Raw genomic sequence first — 20,062 nt, 5'->3', positions numbered from 1 at the left:
AAGAAAATTCAGACGGCCTCAATATTTATAACCCGATAAAATAGAAAACACATCATATCTAATATCGGTAACAGGCTTACATACATATTTATATTATGCCGATAAAAAGATTATTCCCCGCGGCTATTACACGGCTACAAACTATTCTTGTAAAGTTTCAGACGGCCTCTAAAAAGCCGAAAAACAAATCTGCTTAAACAGCAAATACAACAATAAAATGCATATCCGCAAACTGTTTACCTGCCTAATCGCCTAGTTCTACTATAATCAATAGTATTCCACTGCCATCGATTAAGTCATCCTAATGAAAACCCTGTTCCAATCCACCATTCTCGCCGTTTCCATTCTCCAACTGGCCGCCTGCGGCAGTAGCAAAGCACCTAAAACCAAAATAAGCAGTATTCAAACTCAGAAAATCAGAATCACCCACATCGGCCGTGATCAGGCCTCTCAAGAGCTGATGTTACACAGCATGAGCCTGATCGGCACACCTTATAAATATGGTGGCAACAGCACGGCTACAGGTTTTGATTGCAGCGGTATGGTACAGTTTGTTTATCAAAACGCTCTCGGCATACAACTGCCCCGTACCGCACGCGATATGGCTGCGGCCGCCCGCCCTATTTCCCCCAAAAACCTTAAAACGGGAGATTTGGTTTTCTTTAACACCGGCGGCTCCAGTAAATATTCCCACGTTGGCCTTTATATCGGCAACGGCCAATTCATCCACGCGCCCTCAAGCAGAGGAACCATCCGTACCGAACAAATGAACAATCGTTATTTTGCCGACCGTTATGTCGGTGCCGGTACATTTTTCTGATTAGCCCCAAAAACAGAAATTTTATAACACTATTTCAAGCAAAATGCCGCCGGACAAGAAATTTTGTTAGAATATAGCCCGCTCAACAATCACTTTTCTTTATCATTCTATTTTTTATGATAAATCCAAACTAAACACTAGGAGTTTTTAATGTCTTCCCAACTGATTTTGGTATTAAACTGCGGCAGTTCTTCTTTAAAAGGCGCCGTGCTCGACAATGGCAGCGGCGAAGTGATCCTGAGCTGCTTGGCGGAAAAACTAAATCTGCCGGATGCCTACATCACCTTTAAAGCAAACGGCGAAAAACACAAAGTAGAATTAACCCAACAACCCGACCACACCGGTGCCGTAGGCGCGCTGATGGAAGAATTGAAAACCCGCAACCTGGCCGACCGCGTAGCCGCCGTTGGCCACCGTGTAGTAAGCGGCGGCGAAACGTACAGCGATTCAATCCTGATTAATGAAGACGTTATAGCCGGTATCGAAAAATGTATCCCGCTGGCACCGCTGCACAACCCTGCCAACCTACTGGGTATCCGCGCCGTACAAACCATTTTCCCCGGTCTGCCCAATGTAGCCGTATTCGATACCGCATTCCACCAAACCATGCCCGAACACGCCTACACTTACGCCGTACCACGCGAACTTTACCGCAAATACGGCCTGCGTCGTTACGGCTTCCATGGTACCAGCTACCGTTTTGTTGCCGACGAAGCCGCCCGTTTCTTGGGTAAAGACAAAAACAGCCTGCGCATGGTAATCGCCCACCTCGGTAACGGTGCATCTATCGCCGCCATTCAAAACGGCGAATGCCGCGATACCAGCATGGGCTTAACCCCTCTGGAAGGCTTGGTTATGGGCACCCGCAGCGGTGATATCGATCCGAGCGTGTTCTCTTTCCTGGCTCAAAACACAGGCATGACCATCACCGAAATTACCGATTTGCTGAACAAAAAATCAGGCCTACTGGGTATTTCCGAACTCTCTAGCGACTGCCGCACTATTGAAGAAGAAGCTGCCAAAGGCCACGAAGGTGCCGTATTGGCACTGGAAATCTTTGCTTACCGTTTGGCCAAGTACGTTGCCGGCATGGCCGTTGCGGCAGGTGGCATCGATGCGCTGGTATTCACCGGCGGTATTGGTGAAAACTCAGACGTTATCCGCGCCAAAGTATTGGGTTATCTAGCATTCTTGGGCTTCAACGCAGATGCGGAAGCCAACCAAAAAGCACGCTTCGGCAATGCGGGCGTTATCACCGCTACCGGCAACGGCCCCGTAGCAGTTGTAATTCCGACTAACGAAGAGCTGATGATTGCACAAGATACTGCTGCTCTATCCGGTTTGGCATAACCACTTTTCCCTTTGCAAATCCCCTGTTTAAAACAGGGGATTTTTTTATTTTTATCCCTAATACATGACAGCTTATATTAATAAAGCCGGAACACCTGCAATCAGCATATCCTCTGCACCTAAAGCCATCTAAAACAACTAATCCGTCATATATATAACGAAATTGCATTTTATTAAAACAAACCATTCTTTCCCTTTTTCAGACGGCCTCGCTAAAGTAAAGCCCAAATTTCAAGCCATCTGCAAAAGGAAAAAGCCATGTCCGCAAATACCGCACCCGTTTTGCGCTTTATCACAGCCGGCAGCGTTGATGACGGTAAATCTACTCTCATCGGCCGTTTGCTTTACGACAGCAAAACCCTGCTCACCGACCAACTCGAAAAGCTCAACCGGGATGCAGCCGAGGGCCGCAATATAGATTTCGCCAGCCTGACCGACGGCCTCGCCGCCGAACGCGAACAAGGCATTACCATCGATGTGGCCTACCGCTATTTTGCCACCGCCAAGCGTAAATTCATCATTGCCGATACGCCCGGTCACGAACAATACACCCGCAACATGGTAACCGGAGCATCCACCGCAGATGCCGCGATTATTTTGATTGACGCCACCCGCGTGGACTTTTCCACCTCGCCCGCCGCCTTGCTACCGCAAACAAAACGCCACAGTGCGATTTTAAAACTGCTGGGCTGCCCGAATATCATCGTAGCGGTAAACAAGCTGGATCTACTTGATTTTGACGAAAACCGTTACCGTGCGATTACCGAATCCTATGCCGCCTTAGCCGCCCAAATCGGCTTACAAGCAACTATCTATTATCTGCCGATTAGCGCATTGCAAGGCGACAATATCGTTTCAACCAGCCCGCATACACCTTGGTATCAAGGCCAACCGCTGCTGCCGCTGCTCGAGAGTCTGCCCGTCGCCGGCCAAGGCCGTGCCGACTTGCCTGCTCATTTTCCCGTTCAGCGCGTTGCCCGCCAAGACGGCAGCAGCAGTGACGACTTTCGCGGGTATCAAGGCCGCTTGGAGTCAGGCCGCCTGAAAAAAGGCGACGAAGTGGTTATACAGCCCTCTGGAAAAAACGCCCGTATCGGCGCAATTTACAACCCGGACGGTGAAACCGAATCTGCCGAAGCAGGTGAAACCCTCACTATCACGCTTGATCGAGATATTGATATTTCCCGCGGCGACAGTATTTTAGCCACCACCCACACCGCCCGCCCCGGTCAAAACTTTCAGGCGGCCTTATGCTGGTTTGACGAAACGCCGCTCAATCTGCGCCGTAAATATCTGCTGAAACAAGCCACACAAACTACCGCCGTAAAAATCAATGAAATTTCCTACATTTGGGATGTACATACATTAAGCCACGTGCAGTCCGCCACCGAACTGAAACTAAACGATATCGGCAGCATCAGCCTGAAAACACAGCAACCGCTTACTGCTAGCACATATGAAGAAAATCCGGCTACCGGCTCGTTTATCCTGATCGACGAAGCGACACACCACACCGTTGCTGCAGGCATGATCAGCAGCACGCAGGCACAAAGTACATTTGAAATTTAACCGGCTACTATTTGGTTGAATGACCGGCAAACACACTCTATTTATTTAAAGATGCCGTCTGAATGTTTCAGACGGCATCTTTTATCGTTTATAAATATCAGTCGGATAATCCGTATTGGCTATCCTATTTTGTTACTGACTTTTACCTCAATATTCCCACCATTTTTACCGCTCTTTAACGAAACGAATCCAGAAAAGCGCCCGGCTTACGCACCATACACCCGGGGTATATAACCAAACTTCATTTACATACAATAAACCATTCTTTCCCTTTTTCAGACGGCCTCGCTAAAGTAAGCATCATCAAAATTCCCTTACTTTACGATTATGTTGCTACTGAAAACCCCGAGCGTACTACCCGGCTTCAAAATCAGCTTCGGCCTAACCGTTTTATGCCTTTCGCTGCTGGTGGTGCTGCCCTTTGCCATGATGGCGGTTCAGGCGGCAGATATCGGTTGGAACGGCTTTTGGCGTACCATTTCCGAGCCAAATGTTTTAGCCGCCGTATGGCTCAGTCTGAAAATGTCTTTTTACGCCATGCTTACCAATATTGTCTTCGGCACATTAGTAGCGTGGGTATTGGTACGTTACGACTTTCCCGGCAAAAGCTTGGTCAATGCTTTGGTTGATCTACCTTTTGCCCTACCTACTGCGGTAACCGGCATCGCATTGGCCACACTCTATGCGCCTAACGGCTGGCTAGGCCGCTGGTTTGTTCCGTTTGATATCAAAATCGCTTTCACACCCATTGGTATTTGGATTGCATTGGTTGTTGTCAGCCTCCCCTTTATCGTGCGGGCGGTACAGCCTGTTTTGGAAGAGCTTTCCGGCGAATATGAAGAAGCCGCCGCCACGTTGGGCGCAAGCCGCTTCACCACGTTCCGCCGCGTACTACTGCCCGAAATCACCCCTGCTCTGCTTACCGGCGCAGGCATGATGTTTGCCCGTGCTACGGGAGAATACGGCTCCGTGATTTTTATCGCCGGCAATATCCCCATGGTGTCGGAAATCTTGCCTCTTATCATTACCGGCAAACTCGAACAATTCGACGTAACCGGCGCCTCGGCAGTAGCCCTATTCATGCTGATAATTTCATTTGTGATTTTATTCGCCCTTAATATCGGCCAATGGGCTTTGAGCAAACGGGCCGGTGCAAAAGCCTAGCTTTTATAAGGCTAAAAAAAGGCCGTCTGAAAATAATAAAGACAAAAAGTAGAGAAACATGAAAACGAATATTTCCAATCCTAACCTAACCGAGTCGAAATGGCTGCGCGGTATCCTGATTGGCACTGCGCTCACCTTTTTACTGCTGATGCTGGTGGTACCGCTGGCCGCCGTATTCTACGAGGCTTTGAAAGGTGGCTGGAACCTTTATCTTCAATCGCTAACCGATCCTGAAGCTTGGTCTGCCATCCGCCTGACATTAATTACCGCAGCCATTGTGGTGCCCGTTAACGCTGTACTAGGCGTAGCCATGGCCTGGCTATTGACCCGTTTCGATTTTCGCGGCAAACAGCTTCTCACTACCTTGCTGGATTTACCGTTTTCCGTGTCGCCCGTTGTTGCCGGTTTGATGTTTGTTCTGCTTTTCGGCGCACACACCGCATTCGGCGGCTGGCTTGAAGCACAAGGCATCCAAATCATTTTTGCCATTCCGGGCATTATTCTGGCCACCCTGTTTGTTACTTTTCCCTTTGTCGCGCGCGAGCTAATTCCGCTGATGCAGGCACAAGGCGATAGTGAAGAGCAAGCCGCACTGATTTTAGGTGCATCCGGCTGGCAGATGTTTTGGCGCATCACCCTGCCCAACATTAAATGGGCGCTGCTGTACGGCATTATCCTGACCAATGCCCGCTCTATGGGCGAATTCGGCGCAGTCAGCGTTGTTTCAGGGCATATCCGCGGCGAAACCAATACCGTGCCGCTGCTGGTCGAAATTTTCTACAACGAATACAACTTTACCGGCGCGTTTGCCTTATCAAGCATCTTGGCACTGCTGGCTTTGGCCACCCTTGCCGTACAAAACATCATCAGCCGCATTCAAGAACGTAAACTTGCCGCCGCCGAAAGGAGCAGCGTATGAGCATCACCATCCAAAATTTGAACAAATCTTTCCAAAACTTTCGTGCGCTCAACAATATCAACCTCAACGTACCTACAGGTAAGCTCACTTCCCTACTGGGCCCTTCCGGTTGCGGAAAAACTACCCTGCTGCGTATTATTGCCGGTTTGGAAAATGCCGACAGCGGTAAAATCCTGTTCGACGGGCAAGACGTTACCGACAAACATGTACGCGAGCGTAAGGTAGGCTTCGTATTCCAACACTACGCTCTGTTCCGTCACATGAACGTATTCGATAATATCGCTTTCGGCCTGACCGTGCTGCCAAAAGCTCAACGCCCGGGTAAAGCCGAAATCCGCGCGCGTGTCGAAGAGCTGCTGCAGCTGGTACAACTTTCCCATTTGGCCAAGTCTTACCCGCACCAGCTATCAGGCGGCCAACGCCAACGCATCGCCTTGGCACGCGCATTGGCAGTCAAGCCGAAATTGTTGCTGCTCGATGAGCCGTTCGGCGCGTTAGATGCCAAAGTACGCAAAGAATTGCGCGTTTGGTTGCGCGATATCCACCACGAGCTGGACATCACTAGTATTTTAGTTACACACGACCAAGAAGAAGCACTGGAAGTATCCGATGAAATCGTTGTGATGAACCACGGCTGCATCGAACAAATAGGCACTGCCGACACACTCTACCGCCGCCCGGCCAATGCTTTCGTTACCGAGTTTCTCGGTGAAACCGATGCCTTCGAAGGGCGTATTGAGAAAGGTGCTTGGACATACAACGGCTTCAAGTGGTCGCTGGATAGCACTGCAGCCTGGCAGGAGCAGACCGCCACCGGCTATATCCGCCCGCACGAATGGGCGATTGCCGAAAATGGTAATACCCCGATGCTGCAAGCCCGTATAAAAAAAATCCATGCTGCAGGCGCACTTACCCATCTGACTATGCAGCCGCTGCACGACAAGCGCGATATCCATGTCAGCTTTGCCGACAGTGAAGTTGCCCACCGAGGCTTGGGAGTCGGACAAGAAATCGCACTCACCCCCAAACAAATTTATATATTCTCGCAAAACGAGCTGATTGATTATTCGATTTAAACAGCCCGTATTGTTTCAGACGGCCTTCTTTAACAAGGAAGGCCTTTTGTCTTGCTCTCTGCCGACTGCACCCGACCAGTACCAACTGCTTTTAAAATATGAAGCGACACGCCGACAATTAAAACCATCTGCATATCATCGTCAAATCACAATAGACAGCTTAACAATATCTTTACAATTACATACAGTTACATTTATAATAAATCGGTGAATTTGCAGCAAAACCAGCCAAAATCACGTTTTATACTGCAATTAACTTCAAATTATCCGCGCCTATATGACCAGGAGAAACAATGACCCAACAGAAAGACCAACGCCCCGACAATGTCGAGCTACTAAGCGCGCAGCTGCCGATTACTAATTTCAAAGGGCTGCTGATCACCTTTATTGCCGCTATTGTCAGTTTTTTGATTTATCAGATTCTTCCCTATGAAACAAATGCCAACAAAGGTATCGCCGTATTAATTTTCGTAGCCATCTTATGGTTTACCGAGGCCGTACATATTACCGTGACCGCGCTGATGATTCCGGTATTGGCCGCCATTATCGGCATTCCGGAAATGGATACGAAAACTGCTCTGGCAGGTTTTGCCGATCCGATTATTTATATTTTCTTCGGCGGTTTCGCATTGGCGACAGCCCTGCATATGCAACGTCTCGACCGCAAAATCGCCTTATGGTTGATCTCGCTTTCAGGCGGTAATATGAAAATCGCCGTTTTGGCTATTTTCGGCGTTACGGCGTTTCTCTCGATGTGGATCAGCAACACTGCCACGGCAGCCATGATGCTGCCGCTTGCTCTTGGTATGATGGACCACCTAGACCGTGAGAAAGACCGTAAAACGTTTGTTTTTGTCTTACTCGGGATCGCCTATTGCGCTAGCATCGGCGGCCTGGGAACCGTAGTTGGTTCTCCGCCCAATGCAATCGCCGCCAAAGCACTTGATTTGGATTTTGCCGGTTGGATGAAAATGGGTCTGCCCATGATGCTGCTGATTCTGCCGCTGATGTTGATTTCGTTGTTTGTTATCCTACGCCCGAATTTGAGCGAAAAAGTTACCGTTACCAATGAAGAAATTCCTTGGACCCTCCACCGTGTATTAGCCATGTTGATTTTCATTGGTGCGGTTGTTGCGTGGATCTCGGGCGACAAAATTAAAACTGCTTTCGGCATCAGTAATCCTGATACCGTTGTAGCTTTAATTGCCGCAATTGCCGTAGTCGTATTCGGCGTGGCCCGTTGGAAAGAAATTGCCCGCAATACCGATTGGGGCGTATTGATGCTGTTCGGTGGTGGTATCGCACTGAGCAGCCTATTGCAAAAATCAGGCGCTTCATTAGCGCTCGGACAGCAAATTGCAACGACTTTCGTCCTCGCCCATCCTTTAATCGTGATTTTGGCCGTAGCGACTTTTATTATCTTCCTGACCGAATTTACCAGTAATACGGCTTCTGCCGCATTGTTGGTACCGATTTTTGCCAGCATTGCCACCCAAATGGGATTACCTAAAGAAGTATTGGTATTTGTTATCGGTATCGGTGCTTCATGCGCCTTTATGCTGCCGGTTGCCACTCCGCCTAATGCCATCGTATTTGGCACGGGGTTAATCCAGCAACGCGAAATGATGCGGACAGGGATGCTGCTGAATATCTTATGTATTCTTTTAGTCGGCTTCTGGGCTTACTTTGTTTATGCCTGATTCGTAATGTAAAAAACATGCCGTCTGAAATCGTTCGGACGGCATGTTTTTTTATACGACGGCAAAATGCTTATACTAATTTCAAAAATTGCAGTTCTTCTTCCAAACGCGCTTTACTCCATTTTAACGATACCGCCCACGTTAACAAAGCTAGCGCAGTTTCCAGATTGGCCTTACCGCCATTCACCACACCAGCCCGACGCAAAGCATCACCTTGTGCATAAACCGCCGCGGCACACCCTTGCTGCACTTGGCTGATATTCAACACCAAACCGCCATGCCCGGTAAAAGCCGATACGGCACCAATAAAATCTTCCTCCGCAGGCGCGTTACCATGACCGTAACTTTGCAGTATCACGGCTTGGGCATCTGTCTTTGCCAACTGAAATGCCAGTATATGCGAGGAAAAACCGGGCGTTAGCGTATGGCACCACACCTTGGCAGAGGAGTCCAACGACCGGGCAAAAAAACCGCCCCCGCAGTTTTCAGACGGCCTGATATCCAGATTCTGCCAACCTTGCCGCTCCACCCACTCCCCCAGTATGCCAAAATGCGGGTTACCAAAACCTTCAGATGTTTCCGTACTGATTTTACTGCTGCCCACCGCCGCAAAAAGCTTTCCGTTAAATGCTACTGCTACTTCACGCAAATCGGGCAGCTCAAAAGCTGCTACTGCCGTTGCCAAATTGAAAGGCGCATCGCTGCCCTCGCTATCAAACGGCCATTGGGCACCGGTCAATACCACAGGCTTATCCAAATTCTGCAACCCCAAAGCCAGTATATTGGCAGTATAAGCCAGTGTATCCGTTCCATGCAGTACCAAAATACCGTCATATTGAGGTATCTTATCGGCCAACAAATCCAACCATTGCTGCCAATCAGCCAATGTTACCGCAGACGAATCAATCAAAGGGCTGCAAACGTGCCAATCGAAATCAAGGCCGTCTGAAAATGGTTTCAATGCCCTCCCAACCAATGCGGTATCAGGGCGCAAACCCTCGGCACTTTGGCACATGCCGATCGTACCGCCCGTATAAAGTACGAAAATACGCTTTTTCAATGCCATCATCCTTATCCTGAATATGCATATCGGCCTGCGGATCACGCAAGCCGATACCAACCATGCCGATATATGCAATAAGTATCCCGCTACCGCTATCAGCGCGAAATATAACGGTGCACTACAACCCGACATATCCCGTTATTACAAATTATTTCCCGGCTACTTTTTTATTACGCATCAAGCACAGCATATCGGCGGCCACATGCGCAGCAGCAATGGCGGTGATTTCCGCATTATCATAAGCAGGCGATACCTCTACCACATCCATACCGACAATATTCAAATCACCCAACGAGCGTACAATGCTCAAAGCCGTATGCGAATCCAATCCGCCCGGAACAGGCGTACCCGTACCCGGAGCAAAAGCGGGATCAAGGCAGTCGATATCAAAAGTGATATAAACGGGATTATCACCGATAATTTCATAAATCCGTTTTACAGTAGCTTCTGCGCCGTTTTCATTTACCCACGGTGCAAACAGCATATTCATACCCATAAAGTCGCTGTTCCAAGTACGGATACCGACTTGTGCGGAAGTAGCCGGATTAATCAAACCGTCTTTCACCGCTTTATAAAACATCGTACCGTGGTTCAATGATTCGGGATCATCGTCAGGCCAGGTATCGCAATGTGCATCGAAATGCAGCAGGCTGAGCGGCTTACCGTATTTTTCGGCATGTGCCTGCAATAAAGGATATGTAATGAAATGATCGCCACCCAAAGTGAGCATTTTGGCATCACTGTTGGTGATAATATCCAAAGCATGCTGCTTGATGGTTTCGCGTATGCCCCACGGCTTATGCGCATCAAACCAGCAGTCGCCGTAATCAATAACGGCCAAATCATCAAACGGATCAAAACCCCAAGGAAACAAATTCAACTCGGCCAATTGCACGCTGGCCGCCCGAATCGCGGCCGGCCCTAAGCGGGCTCCCGGACGAAAAGTCGTTGCCAGATCAAGCGGCACACCTGAAACCACTACATCCGCACCACTCAAATCACGAGTATAACGGCGGCGCATAAACGACAGCGCACCGGCATACGTGTTTTCAATAGTCGAGCCTTTCAACGATTCCCGGCGAAACGCGCCGTCGCCGTAAATTTTTTCAGTCATTGAGATGATCCTTTACTTCTGTTTTATCGTAAATGCATTACACGGAAACCAATTTCCATATCGGCAAATAAGATTTCAAATAGCCCGCTCCCTCATAACAGGAGCATACAGAATTATTGATGATGTATCGATATCGTACTGTTTGAAGTCTAGGCGGTATAAATGCCGTCTGAAACATTTCAGACGGCATTGTAACAAACAAACTTACTATCGGGCTTTTTTTGCGGCCCGCTCAGCTTTGCGCTTGGCCCGCAGCTCGCTTAAGTGCTGACGGTAAAAACGTAAACGCTGACGCTTTTTCCACCAGAAATAAAGCAATATCGCCACACCTATACCAATTAATACAAACAAACCGGACTGGAATTGATGTACTTTTTCCATAAGCCAATCGGTTTGCTCTGCACCATATGCACCAAGGTATATCCATACGGGAACCGATATCAGGGCGGCAAAGCCATCCATCAGTAAAAAACGGGTATAGGATACTTTGCGGCTGATACCCGCGGTAATATAAATCGGCGTGCGCAATCCGGGTAAAAAACGGGCAACAAACAATACGCGGTTGCCGTATTTATCAAATTTTTCCTGTACCTGTGCATAGCGCTTCGGGGTCATAACCCTGGCAATAAAAGGAACTTTCAAAATACGATGGCCGTAGATGCGGCCGGCCGTAAACATCAGTCCGTCCCCTACCAGCACCCCCAACATTCCGATCAAAACCATGATGTGCACATTGGCATAGCCCAGACCAGAAATCACCCCTCCGGCTACCAGTGTTATGTCTTCCGGAATCGGTACGCCGAAACCGCAAGCAACCAGTACGAAAAATACGGCTGCATATCCGTATTGGGTGAAAAAAGCTTCTAATAAGGCTAACATGCAGATCGGATTCCCTGATGAGAAAAGTCAATTCGTTATTATAACGAAGAAACCGGTAACTACAGAAATATTGTACCGATAAACCCTACTAATCGCTAAGGCCTCCCTCGGTACAATATCCGGTTTCCAGGCCGCGTTTCAGACGGCCTCAAAACAGCGGCAACTATACTGTCCGCTTACTTTACTTTTTTGTCGCTTTAGTGCCTTGGATTGCTGCCGCAATCCGCTCCGCACCGTGCTTAGCCCAATCGGTTTGGCGCGCCTCTACCATCACACGCACTACAGGCTCTGTACCGGACGCCCGTAACACGACACGTCCTTTACCTTCAAGCTCTTTCTCTACTTCGGCCAATACATCTTTCGAAGCAGTTTGCCAATCCTGGCCTTTTTGGATGCGTACGTTAATCATGGTTTGAGGAAACGGCTGCCAATCGGCGCATACCGTTGCCAAATCCTGCTCAAGGGTTTTGAGAGCGGCCAGCACTTGCAAAGCCGAAATAATACCGTCTCCGGTATTGTGTTTGTCCATACACAAAATATGGCCGCTGGCTTCACCGCCAATCAACCATCCGCGTTTATGAAGCTGCTCCAAGACATAGCGGTCACCCACTTTAGCACGGGCAAACGGTATACCCTGCTCTTGCAAGGCCAACTCCATCGCCATATTGGTCATCACAGTTCCTACTACGCCACCTATATCAACCCCTTCTTTGGCGCGGGCTTTGGCCACTACATAAATTAGGCTGTCGCCGTCGTAGGCTTTCCCGTTTTTATCCACCATAATCAAACGATCGCCGTCACCATCCAATGCAATACCGTAATCGGCTTCGTTTTGCAGAACAGCCGCCTGCAATGCTTTCGGGTGGGTAGCGCCTACTTTTTCGTTGATGTTATAGCCATTTGGCTCTCCACCGATGGTAATGACATGGGCACCCAACTCATGGAATACTTTAGGGGCGACATGGTATCCTGCGCCGTTAGCTGTATCTACTACCAATTTCAGACCACGCAAGTCCATTTGCGAGGGAAAGGTTGATTTACAGAATTCGATATAGCGGTCATCCGCACCATTAATACGACGGGCCCGACCCAAACCGGAAGAAGGTTGGGTTTTCATTTCTTCATCCAGCTTAGCTTCGATTTCCAACTCAATCTCATCGCTCAGCTTAACGCCGCCTTCTGCAAAAAATTTAATGCCGTTATCGGAATAAACGTTATGCGAAGCGGAAATCATCACGCCGGCAGAAAGGCGTAAAGCCTTGGTTAAATATGCTACGCCCGGCGTCGGCAGCGGGCCGGTTTGAATCACATTTACACCGGCAGCGGTAAAGCCCGCCACCAATGCCGCTTCCAACATATAGCCTGAAATGCGGGTATCTTTACCGATAATCACAGTCGGCTTTTGTTCGCTATCATGCTGCACCAATACTTGGCCGGCGGCATAACCCAGCTTTAATACAAAATCAGGGGTAATCGGAAATTGGCCGACTTCGCCGCGAACGCCATCGGTACCAAAATATTTTTTCGCCATATTATGGAGTCTCCATTTAATTCAGTAGACATTCTAAATCAGCACAACCAAAGCAGCTAGCGGTTTATCCGCTTTTGCCCCAGGCAGGCATAGTCTTTCCGCTTTTGAAAATACTTCACTATTATCTGCTACTAATCCAAATAAGAAAGCATAATCAGGACAGCTGGCTGCTTGTAGCGTTCAAACGGTTATCTATACGGTTTTTATCCCAATAACCATTACTTATGCCATCTGCAACTGAAATATTTTTTACTGCTAAATCCTATGCCGCTTAAACCTGAAAATTTACTTCTTTGGTTTTATCTGACGGACCGACTATAGACACCTAATGCGCGCCATACGTTCAACGCATCCGAAGTGGCTTTTACGTCATGTACCCTCAGTATTTGGGCGCCGCGTGCGGCAGCAGCCAAAGCAGCCGCAACACTTCCGTAAACCCTAAGCTCCGCATTACCTTCTCCGGTTAGCTCGCCAATCATTCTTTTTCGAGAAATCCCAACCAGCAACGGCAAATCAATACTGGCTCCTAATTCTTCCAAATGCTCCATCAAAGCAATATTATGCTGCAAAGTTTTACCAAAACCGAACCCCGGATCTGCCACAATTCTATTTTTTGCGATACCGGCCTCCTCACAAATACGAACCCGCTCATCCAAATAAGCGGCCACCTCCGCCACCACATCCTGATAGGTCGGATTTTGCTGCATAGTTTTCGGTTCTCCCTGCATATGCATCAAGCACACGCCTACCTTATCGTACCCTGCCAGCAGATCAACCGCACCTGTATCGGACAATGCCGACACGTCATTAATAATATCTACCCAACCATTTGACAAAACCCGCTGCATGACAATAGTACGCCGGCTATCCAAGCTAACAGGTACATTCCATTTTGCAACTTCTTCCAATATGGGTTCTACTCGTGTCCATTCTTCCTCTGGCGACACGTAATCCGAACTGGGACGGGTAGACTCGCCGCCTATGTCCAATATATCCGCACCATCCTTAAGCAATTGCTCGGCATGCTTTAAAGATGACTGAATTGATTGCGAATAAACACCGCCGTCTGAAAACGAATCAGGCGTTAAATTCACGATACCCATAATTTTGGTTTCTGCCAAATCGAGAGTAAAACGGTTACATTGCCATTGATAATTTTTCATAGGTTTCTTTTACAAATACATCAAGATAGCGAAAATAAAAACTCAATATGCTTTAATCTTTACTACAACGTCAGGTCTTCGGCGATCGCCACTACATTGATAAAATTTGCATATTATATAATTATGGAAACTACAAACGATACCATATAGGGCATCCGAGTCATTAATAAATATCAAAGTGATGTGATTTTATTTATGGATAACTACTATTTCCTTATAAGTATCAAAATCTTGATTTCTTCCTAGGCCGTCTGAAGCCATTCCTGATCCGACAGGCTAGGTAAAATAATCTATTCATACGCCCATTCAATACCATAAAAAAACAGCAGCCTTTCAAGCTGCTGTTTTGTATTGCCATCAAATTTTATCCGAAGGCTGATGCGGTTGATCTCCATCAGGATTAGGACGCCCTGTCTCAATATCCGCAGAACCTGTTGTAGGTTGTACATGCTCTGAAGACTCAGCCTGCACAGCCTCTTCAGAAGCAGGAGTTTCAACAACTTCTTCAGTACGGATATTATGACTGTAATCTTTAGGCGGGCTGGGCTGTTTACCTGCCATAATTTCCAGCACCTGATCACGATCAATGGTTTCCCAATCCATCAAAGCTTTGGTCATGGTTTCCATTTTATCGCGGTTTTCACTCAAGATTTTGTAAGCAACCGCATACTGTTCATCGATAATACGGCGGATTTCGGCATCAACCTGGCGCATAGTCCGCTCGGAGATATTTTGCGAATGAGTTACCGAACGACCCAAAAATACTTCGCTTTCGTTCTCGCCATACACCATCGGCCCCATTTTTTCCGACATACCGTAACGGGTAACCATATCACGCGCAATCTGAGTAGCACGCTCAAAATCGTTAGAAGCCCCTGTCGAAATACGGCCTACATAAATATCTTCGGCAATACGACCGCCGAACAGAATCGAAATCTGATTCAGCATTTGATCTTTATATAGACTGATGCGGTCACGTTCAGGTAACTGCCAAGTCAAACCTAAAGCACGACCACGCGGCATAATGGTAACTTTATGAACAGGATCCGTTCCTTCCAATGTTTCAGCTACGATGGCATGACCTGCCTCATGATAAGCAGTGGCCCGCTTCTCATCTTCGTGCATCACCATCGAACGGCGCTCCGGCCCCATATAGATTTTGTCTTTAGCATCTTCAAAGTCGCTTTGGTCTACTTTGATTTTATTGCGACGGCCTGCAAATAAGGCGGCTTCATTCACTAAGTTGGCCAAATCCGCACCTGAAAAACCCGGGGTACCTTTTGCCAAAGTTTTTAAATCCACAGATTCATCTAGCGGTACTTTTTTCGCATGCACTTTCAAAATCTGCTCACGTCCGCGAATATCCGGCAACGGCACAACTACTTGGCGGTCAAAACGTCCGGGACGTTGCAACGCCGGATCCAACACATCCGGACGGTTGGTAGCAGCAATCACAATAACAGTTTGATTACTTTCGAAACCATCCATTTCAACCAGCAGTTGGTTCAAGGTTTGTTCACGCTCGTCATTACCACCGCCCAAGCCTGCTCCGCGCTGACGGCCTACCGCATCGATTTCATCAATAAAGATAATACACGGCGCATTCTTCTTGGCCTGCTCAAACATATCGCGTACACGGCTGGCACCCACGCCGACAAACATTTCTACGAAATCCGAGCCCGAAATGCTGAAAAACGGTACTTGCGCTTCGCCTGCAATCGCCTTGGCCAGCAAAGTTTTACCGGTACCCGGGCTACCAGCCAGCAAAATGCCTCTTGGCACACGTCCGCCCAAACTTTGGTAACGGTTGGGTGCTTTTAGGTAATCAACAATTTCCTGCACCTCCTCTTTAGCCTCATCGCAACCTGCCACGTCTGCAAAAGTTACCTTATTGTTGTCTTTATCCAGCAACTTGGCGCGGCTCTTGCCGAATGAAAAAGCTCCGCCCTTGCCGCCACCGCCGCTTTGCATGCGCATAAAATAAAACCATGCGCCGATCAGCAGCAATACAGGCAGCAAGCTAAATAGCACGCTAGTAAACATGCTCGGCTTTTCTTCCGGCGTTACCTGCACACGCACTTTTTTCTCTAAAAGCGTAGGAACAAGATTGTCATCCAACGGAGCATTGGTAAAGAAAGGCGTATTGTCGGTACGCTCGCCTTTGATCATATAGCCGCTAACTACCGAACCTTCGATATTGACACTGGCTACTTCACCTTTATTAACTTGTTCGATAAATTGCGAGTATTCGATCTGCTGTTTGTTTTCCTGTTTGTCGGTGATGGCATTGAATGCTGCCATCAAACACACGGCCAAAACCAGCCAGACCAATAAGTTTTTAACGGTATTCCCCACTGAAACAGGCTCCATAAATAGGGTGAAAATGAAAAATGAATTTTAAATCAGGGCAGGTGCATTGTCAGCGTTTATTTTTACCTAATAGATAAATCTCACTGGAACGATTGCGTGAAGCTTCGGGCTTGCGCGTCTGTACTGTAGTGAAAACTTTCTTCATTTCCGACAGATACTCCTGATAACCGGCACCTTGAAATACTTTAACCAAAAACATACCGCCAGGCTTCAGGTGGTTGGCCGCAAAATCCAAGGCCAACTCGCACAAGTAGAAGCTACGGGCCTGATCCGTTACTGCATTGCCCGACATATTGGGGGCCATATCGCAAATTACAAGGTCTAGCGGCCTCCCCGCAAGTAAAGATTCGAACTCCGCCAATACGGATTCTTCACGAAAATCACCTTGGATAAACGATACGCCGTCAATCTGTTCCATCGGCAAAATATCCAAAGCAAAAACTTCACCGCCTTGGCCGACCAGTTTGGCTGCCACCTGAGACCAACTGCCCGGAGCGCTACCCAAATCTGCCAATACTGTACCCGGCTTGATCAACTTATCTTTTTCATTGATTTCCAAAAGTTTGTAAGCCGCGCGCGCACGATAGCCATCTTTTTGCGCCATATGCACATAGTGATCGTTCACATGCTCGTTGAGCCAAGCTTTGGAGGATTTCGAACGGACTGCCATAAAGCCATATTGAAAAACAAAAGAGTGCTATTGTACGTTATTTTCTGCACGAAAGGCTGCAATTCGCGTAAAATAAGAATTTATTTATTTGATTTAAAGTAGTTCATCATGACAGACAAGCTCAGCCATAAAGAAATTTTGGCGCTTAAAGCCCGTGCCCACCACCTGAATCCGGTAGTAATGATCGGCCAAAACGGCCTTACCGAATCGGTTATTAAAGAAACCGATGCGGCGCTCACCGCGCACGAATTGATTAAAGTACGTGTTTTGGGTGATGACCGCAGCGAACGTATCGAAATGTGCGAAGCTCTTTGCGAAGCCGTAGATGCTCAGCTAGTTCAGCATATTGGCAAATTACTGGTTTTATGGCGTAAAAATATTGAAGCTTAAAGAGTAACCCTATCTTGAATTACAAAGGCCGTCTGAAAATTTTCAGACGGCCTTTGTTTAATATCCAAATCTAGCTTAATGCCATTCCAAGCGTAACATACGAAATACCAATCCGAAAGCCAATATACTGCAAACCATATAAATCACGCTCGAAGTGCCGTGCCATTGTCCGAAGCTCCCGCCTACCAGAGAAAGCAACCAATTGGTTGTTCCCGCCTTATGCGCTTCAATTACCGGCGTAACCAAAAATTGATTTATCGCCAACAAAGCCAGCAACAGCAAAACGAATTTATTGGTTTTGGTACGGATTAGGCTTCGGCTCAATTCATGACGGCCTATAAAATAAATTAACAACCATACCGCCAAACCACTATAGGCCACAACATTAAACATACTTCCGGCCATAGCTCCGGCTTCCATTTTCGTCATATGAGAAAACAGCACCGGCACGGCCAGATAACCTATACCCAATTGCAAGCCCAACCATGCACCTGCCAACACTGCTGCCAGTTTATTCATTCCTACCTCATTTTATAATTTGCTTATCGTATGTCTGCCTGTATACGCTGAGCCTGCCCTTACTGTCAAACGTTTAAGACAAAGCAAAGGTTTATCCGGATAAACGTTCCTCTTAGTGCAAATATTACCACAGTAAATATATGAGGATACTGTATATTTACCCAGCCAGATCATCCTATCTGCCACATAATCCAACCAATAATCTTTGTACCCTTGTTTTAAAATGTTTTTACAAATTAGAATCGGAAAACAAAGGCACCGGATCCAATTCTATTAAATCCGATGCCCTCAATCATTAATAACACAGCAAGCAATTCTGTAAAATACAATTAAATGTATTCAACACTCACAATATCATACTCGCGCACACCGCTCGGAGCTTGTACTTCAGCCACATCACCCTCTTCTTTACCAATCAGAGCTCGTGCAATCGGCGAGCCGACAGAAATTTTATTTTCTTTAATATCTGCCTCATCTTCACCCACAATTTGATAACGAACGCGCTCTTCGGTTTCTAAGTCTTCTAAAGTCACCGTTGCGCCAAAAACCACCTTGCCTTCGGCATGGATTTCGGCCGGGTTGATAATATGCGCCATCGAGAGCTTACCCTCTACCTCAGCGATCCGCCCCTCGATAAAACCTTGGCGCTCTTTAGCAGCCTCATATTCGGCATTCTCAGACAAATCACCATGTGAACGGGCCTCGGCAATGGCTTCGATGACAGCAGGTCGGGCCACACTTTTAAGGTGCTGCAATTCGGCTTTCAGCAATTCGGCACCGCGTACGGTCAACGGAATTTTCTGCATTTCTTCTTCTCCAAAAGAGCGGCGCACCCGCCCTGTTTTTTAATATAAAAACGCAAGCCGCCCGAATTGCGGCGGCTTGCTTGTTGCTTTCAAATATAGTGCTTATTGTATCAAAGATAGCCAAAATAGCAACCGTTGCAATCTAATTTTAATGACATGGTAAAGCCGTTTACTTTATAGATTTGCACCTTTCCAAACAAAATTTTCGTAAGTTGGATAAGAATACCAAATCTAGGAAACGCAGTATCCTATTTCAATATCCATTCATTCGCCCTACATCAACTTTTAGACATTCCGGTTTACTATTATATGTATATTGAGAGTGTTAAAAAAACATCACCCAGAATCTCCGTCTTACAGATGGCACTCGACACCCATCTATAAAAATACGTCGTAATAAAAATAATTCAAAAATAATGATATACTGCTAATCAGCAACATTTATCTGATGCTCAAATGCAATAAACGCTGTGATCATCGCCTGCCAAACGGCTTCTGCCACATCAGGTGCCAAGCCTACTACTTCTGCTTGCTCACGCCGTTTTGCAATCACTTGTGCGACGCGGTCAGGGGCTGCAACAGCCATAGGATTATTCTTTGGCTTTATCTCACCCGCACGCTTTACATATTTTTGACGCTCGGCAAGCAACGTAATCAGCTTCGCATCAATCACATCAATCTGCGCACGAATCTCTTCCAAGGTGTTCATTTGTTCTGCCGACATTCTTCACTCCTTTATTTAACTCGTTTCAAGAGAGCCATAAAAATTTTATGCTTTATTTCCTTTGTCGGCATAATACCGCTTCATACCACTTCCAGAAGACTCTTATCAAATTAATACTACACTTCTCACAAGCATTGATTGGAAGTATGATCCTAAGCCGTCATTTTGGCTACACAATGCTATTTTATTGGTAACACAAAGGGAGCTGATGACTTATTTTTATTACGTGAGGTAT

At 47.2% G+C, this 20,062-nt stretch carries 18 protein-coding genes; 8 read left to right on the top strand and 10 right to left on the bottom strand.

Features of this window, described 5'->3' with window-relative positions:
* Positions 1 to 304: 304 nt before the first annotated feature.
* From LVJ86_RS03420 to LVJ86_RS03390, 7 genes are all read left to right on the top strand, one after another.
* Positions 305 to 820: a C40 family peptidase gene (locus tag LVJ86_RS03420; RefSeq protein WP_047761697.1), complete on the top strand. Its 516-nt coding sequence runs from the start codon at positions 305 to 307 to the stop codon at positions 818 to 820.
* Between the two features lie 150 nt (positions 821 to 970).
* Positions 971 to 2,170: an acetate kinase gene (locus LVJ86_RS03415; RefSeq protein ID WP_047761698.1), complete on the top strand. Its 1,200-nt coding sequence runs from the start codon at positions 971 to 973 to the stop codon at positions 2,168 to 2,170.
* A gap of 258 nt (positions 2,171 to 2,428) precedes the next feature.
* Entirely contained in the window at positions 2,429 to 3,739 is a 1,311-nt protein-coding gene (locus tag LVJ86_RS03410; protein WP_047761699.1) for a sulfate adenylyltransferase subunit 1, read from the top strand.
* Positions 3,740 to 4,066: 327 nt separating this feature from the next.
* Positions 4,067 to 4,903 carry a sulfate ABC transporter permease subunit CysT gene (gene cysT / locus LVJ86_RS03405; protein WP_047761700.1) on the top strand — a complete coding sequence of 279 codons (837 nt, stop codon included), beginning with the start codon at positions 4,067 to 4,069 and terminating at the stop codon, positions 4,901 to 4,903.
* Between the two features lie 58 nt (positions 4,904 to 4,961).
* Complete coding sequence (gene cysW / locus LVJ86_RS03400) at positions 4,962 to 5,822, top strand: sulfate ABC transporter permease subunit CysW (protein WP_047761701.1); 861 nt, start codon at positions 4,962 to 4,964, stop codon at positions 5,820 to 5,822.
* The gene (locus LVJ86_RS03395) at positions 5,819 to 6,898 is read left to right on the top strand and encodes a sulfate/molybdate ABC transporter ATP-binding protein (protein WP_047761702.1); all 1,080 of its coding nucleotides are present in this window, start codon (positions 5,819 to 5,821) and stop codon (positions 6,896 to 6,898) included. The genes cysW and LVJ86_RS03395 overlap by 4 nt, the downstream gene beginning before the upstream one ends.
* Before the next feature lie 293 nt (positions 6,899 to 7,191).
* On the top strand, positions 7,192 to 8,598 hold the full coding sequence (locus tag LVJ86_RS03390; RefSeq protein WP_047761703.1) for an SLC13 family permease: 1,407 nt from the start codon (positions 7,192 to 7,194) through the stop codon (positions 8,596 to 8,598).
* A 70-nt stretch (positions 8,599 to 8,668) separates the two neighbouring features.
* Here the strand turns inward: LVJ86_RS03390 and LVJ86_RS03385 are convergent, their stop codons facing one another.
* From LVJ86_RS03385 to LVJ86_RS03355, 7 genes are all read right to left on the bottom strand, one after another.
* Entirely contained in the window at positions 8,669 to 9,658 is a 990-nt protein-coding gene (locus LVJ86_RS03385) for an asparaginase (RefSeq protein ID WP_047761727.1), read from the bottom strand.
* Positions 9,659 to 9,809: 151 nt separating this feature from the next.
* Entirely contained in the window at positions 9,810 to 10,775 is a 966-nt protein-coding gene (gene speB / locus LVJ86_RS03380) for an agmatinase (RefSeq protein ID WP_047761704.1), read from the bottom strand.
* A gap of 207 nt (positions 10,776 to 10,982) precedes the next feature.
* Positions 10,983 to 11,654, bottom strand: coding sequence for a DedA family protein (locus LVJ86_RS03375; RefSeq protein ID WP_047761705.1), 672 nt, complete (start codon positions 11,652 to 11,654; stop codon positions 10,983 to 10,985).
* 181 nt (positions 11,655 to 11,835) lie between these two features.
* Positions 11,836 to 13,185 carry a phosphoglucosamine mutase gene (gene glmM / locus LVJ86_RS03370; protein ID WP_047761706.1) on the bottom strand — a complete coding sequence of 450 codons (1,350 nt, stop codon included), beginning with the start codon at positions 13,183 to 13,185 and terminating at the stop codon, positions 11,836 to 11,838.
* A 299-nt stretch (positions 13,186 to 13,484) separates the two neighbouring features.
* The gene (gene folP / locus LVJ86_RS03365; protein ID WP_047761707.1) at positions 13,485 to 14,348 is read right to left on the bottom strand and encodes a dihydropteroate synthase; all 864 of its coding nucleotides are present in this window, start codon (positions 14,346 to 14,348) and stop codon (positions 13,485 to 13,487) included.
* A gap of 357 nt (positions 14,349 to 14,705) precedes the next feature.
* Positions 14,706 to 16,703 (bottom strand): ATP-dependent zinc metalloprotease FtsH, encoded by a 1,998-nt coding sequence (ftsH, locus tag LVJ86_RS03360; RefSeq protein ID WP_082131269.1) that lies wholly within the window; start codon positions 16,701 to 16,703, stop codon positions 14,706 to 14,708.
* 64 nt (positions 16,704 to 16,767) lie between these two features.
* A complete protein-coding gene (locus tag LVJ86_RS03355; RefSeq protein ID WP_047761709.1) occupies positions 16,768 to 17,388 on the bottom strand; it encodes an RlmE family RNA methyltransferase in 621 nt (206 codons plus the stop codon).
* 108 nt (positions 17,389 to 17,496) lie between these two features.
* On the opposite strand from LVJ86_RS03355, the gene yhbY reads away from it, so the two are divergent.
* Positions 17,497 to 17,778 carry a ribosome assembly RNA-binding protein YhbY gene (gene yhbY, locus LVJ86_RS03350; protein ID WP_047761710.1) on the top strand — a complete coding sequence of 94 codons (282 nt, stop codon included), beginning with the start codon at positions 17,497 to 17,499 and terminating at the stop codon, positions 17,776 to 17,778.
* A 75-nt stretch (positions 17,779 to 17,853) separates the two neighbouring features.
* Here yhbY and LVJ86_RS03345 read toward each other — a convergent pair whose 3' ends face one another.
* The 3 genes from LVJ86_RS03345 to LVJ86_RS03335 all read right to left on the bottom strand — a co-directional run bounded on the left by LVJ86_RS03345 (position 17,854) and on the right by LVJ86_RS03335 (position 19,827).
* Complete coding sequence (locus tag LVJ86_RS03345) at positions 17,854 to 18,297, bottom strand: DUF4149 domain-containing protein (RefSeq protein WP_047761711.1); 444 nt, start codon at positions 18,295 to 18,297, stop codon at positions 17,854 to 17,856.
* A gap of 329 nt (positions 18,298 to 18,626) precedes the next feature.
* Entirely contained in the window at positions 18,627 to 19,103 is a 477-nt protein-coding gene (greA, locus tag LVJ86_RS03340; RefSeq protein WP_047761728.1) for a transcription elongation factor GreA, read from the bottom strand.
* Positions 19,104 to 19,530: 427 nt separating this feature from the next.
* A complete protein-coding gene (locus LVJ86_RS03335; RefSeq protein WP_047761712.1) occupies positions 19,531 to 19,827 on the bottom strand; it encodes a chorismate mutase in 297 nt (98 codons plus the stop codon).
* Positions 19,828 to 20,062 lie beyond the last annotated feature (235 nt).

The organism is Neisseria arctica (assembly GCF_022870905.1).
Lineage (GTDB): Bacteria > Pseudomonadota > Gammaproteobacteria > Burkholderiales > Neisseriaceae > Neisseria > Neisseria arctica.
This window is presented reverse-complemented; position numbering and strand designations above follow the sequence as displayed.

Coding starts and splice junctions, on each gene's coding strand:
- LVJ86_RS03420 (WP_047761697.1), top strand. CDS start 305: ATGAAAACCCTGTTCCAATCCACCATTCTCGCCGTTTCCATTCTCCAA.
- LVJ86_RS03415 (WP_047761698.1), top strand. CDS start 971: ATGTCTTCCCAACTGATTTTGGTATTAAACTGCGGCAGTTCTTCTTTA.
- LVJ86_RS03410 (WP_047761699.1), top strand. CDS start 2,429: ATGTCCGCAAATACCGCACCCGTTTTGCGCTTTATCACAGCCGGCAGC.
- cysT (WP_047761700.1), top strand. CDS start 4,067: ATGTTGCTACTGAAAACCCCGAGCGTACTACCCGGCTTCAAAATCAGC.
- cysW (WP_047761701.1), top strand. CDS start 4,962: ATGAAAACGAATATTTCCAATCCTAACCTAACCGAGTCGAAATGGCTG.
- LVJ86_RS03395 (WP_047761702.1), top strand. CDS start 5,819: ATGAGCATCACCATCCAAAATTTGAACAAATCTTTCCAAAACTTTCGT.
- LVJ86_RS03390 (WP_047761703.1), top strand. CDS start 7,192: ATGACCCAACAGAAAGACCAACGCCCCGACAATGTCGAGCTACTAAGC.
- speB (WP_047761704.1), bottom strand. CDS start 10,775: ATGACTGAAAAAATTTACGGCGACGGCGCGTTTCGCCGGGAATCGTTG.
- LVJ86_RS03375 (WP_047761705.1), bottom strand. CDS start 11,654: ATGTTAGCCTTATTAGAAGCTTTTTTCACCCAATACGGATATGCAGCC.
- glmM (WP_047761706.1), bottom strand. CDS start 13,185: ATGGCGAAAAAATATTTTGGTACCGATGGCGTTCGCGGCGAAGTCGGC.
- folP (WP_047761707.1), bottom strand. CDS start 14,348: ATGAAAAATTATCAATGGCAATGTAACCGTTTTACTCTCGATTTGGCA.
- LVJ86_RS03355 (WP_047761709.1), bottom strand. CDS start 17,388: ATGGCAGTCCGTTCGAAATCCTCCAAAGCTTGGCTCAACGAGCATGTG.
- yhbY (WP_047761710.1), top strand. CDS start 17,497: ATGACAGACAAGCTCAGCCATAAAGAAATTTTGGCGCTTAAAGCCCGT.
- LVJ86_RS03345 (WP_047761711.1), bottom strand. CDS start 18,297: ATGAATAAACTGGCAGCAGTGTTGGCAGGTGCATGGTTGGGCTTGCAA.
- greA (WP_047761728.1), bottom strand. CDS start 19,103: ATGCAGAAAATTCCGTTGACCGTACGCGGTGCCGAATTGCTGAAAGCC.
- LVJ86_RS03335 (WP_047761712.1), bottom strand. CDS start 19,827: ATGTCGGCAGAACAAATGAACACCTTGGAAGAGATTCGTGCGCAGATT.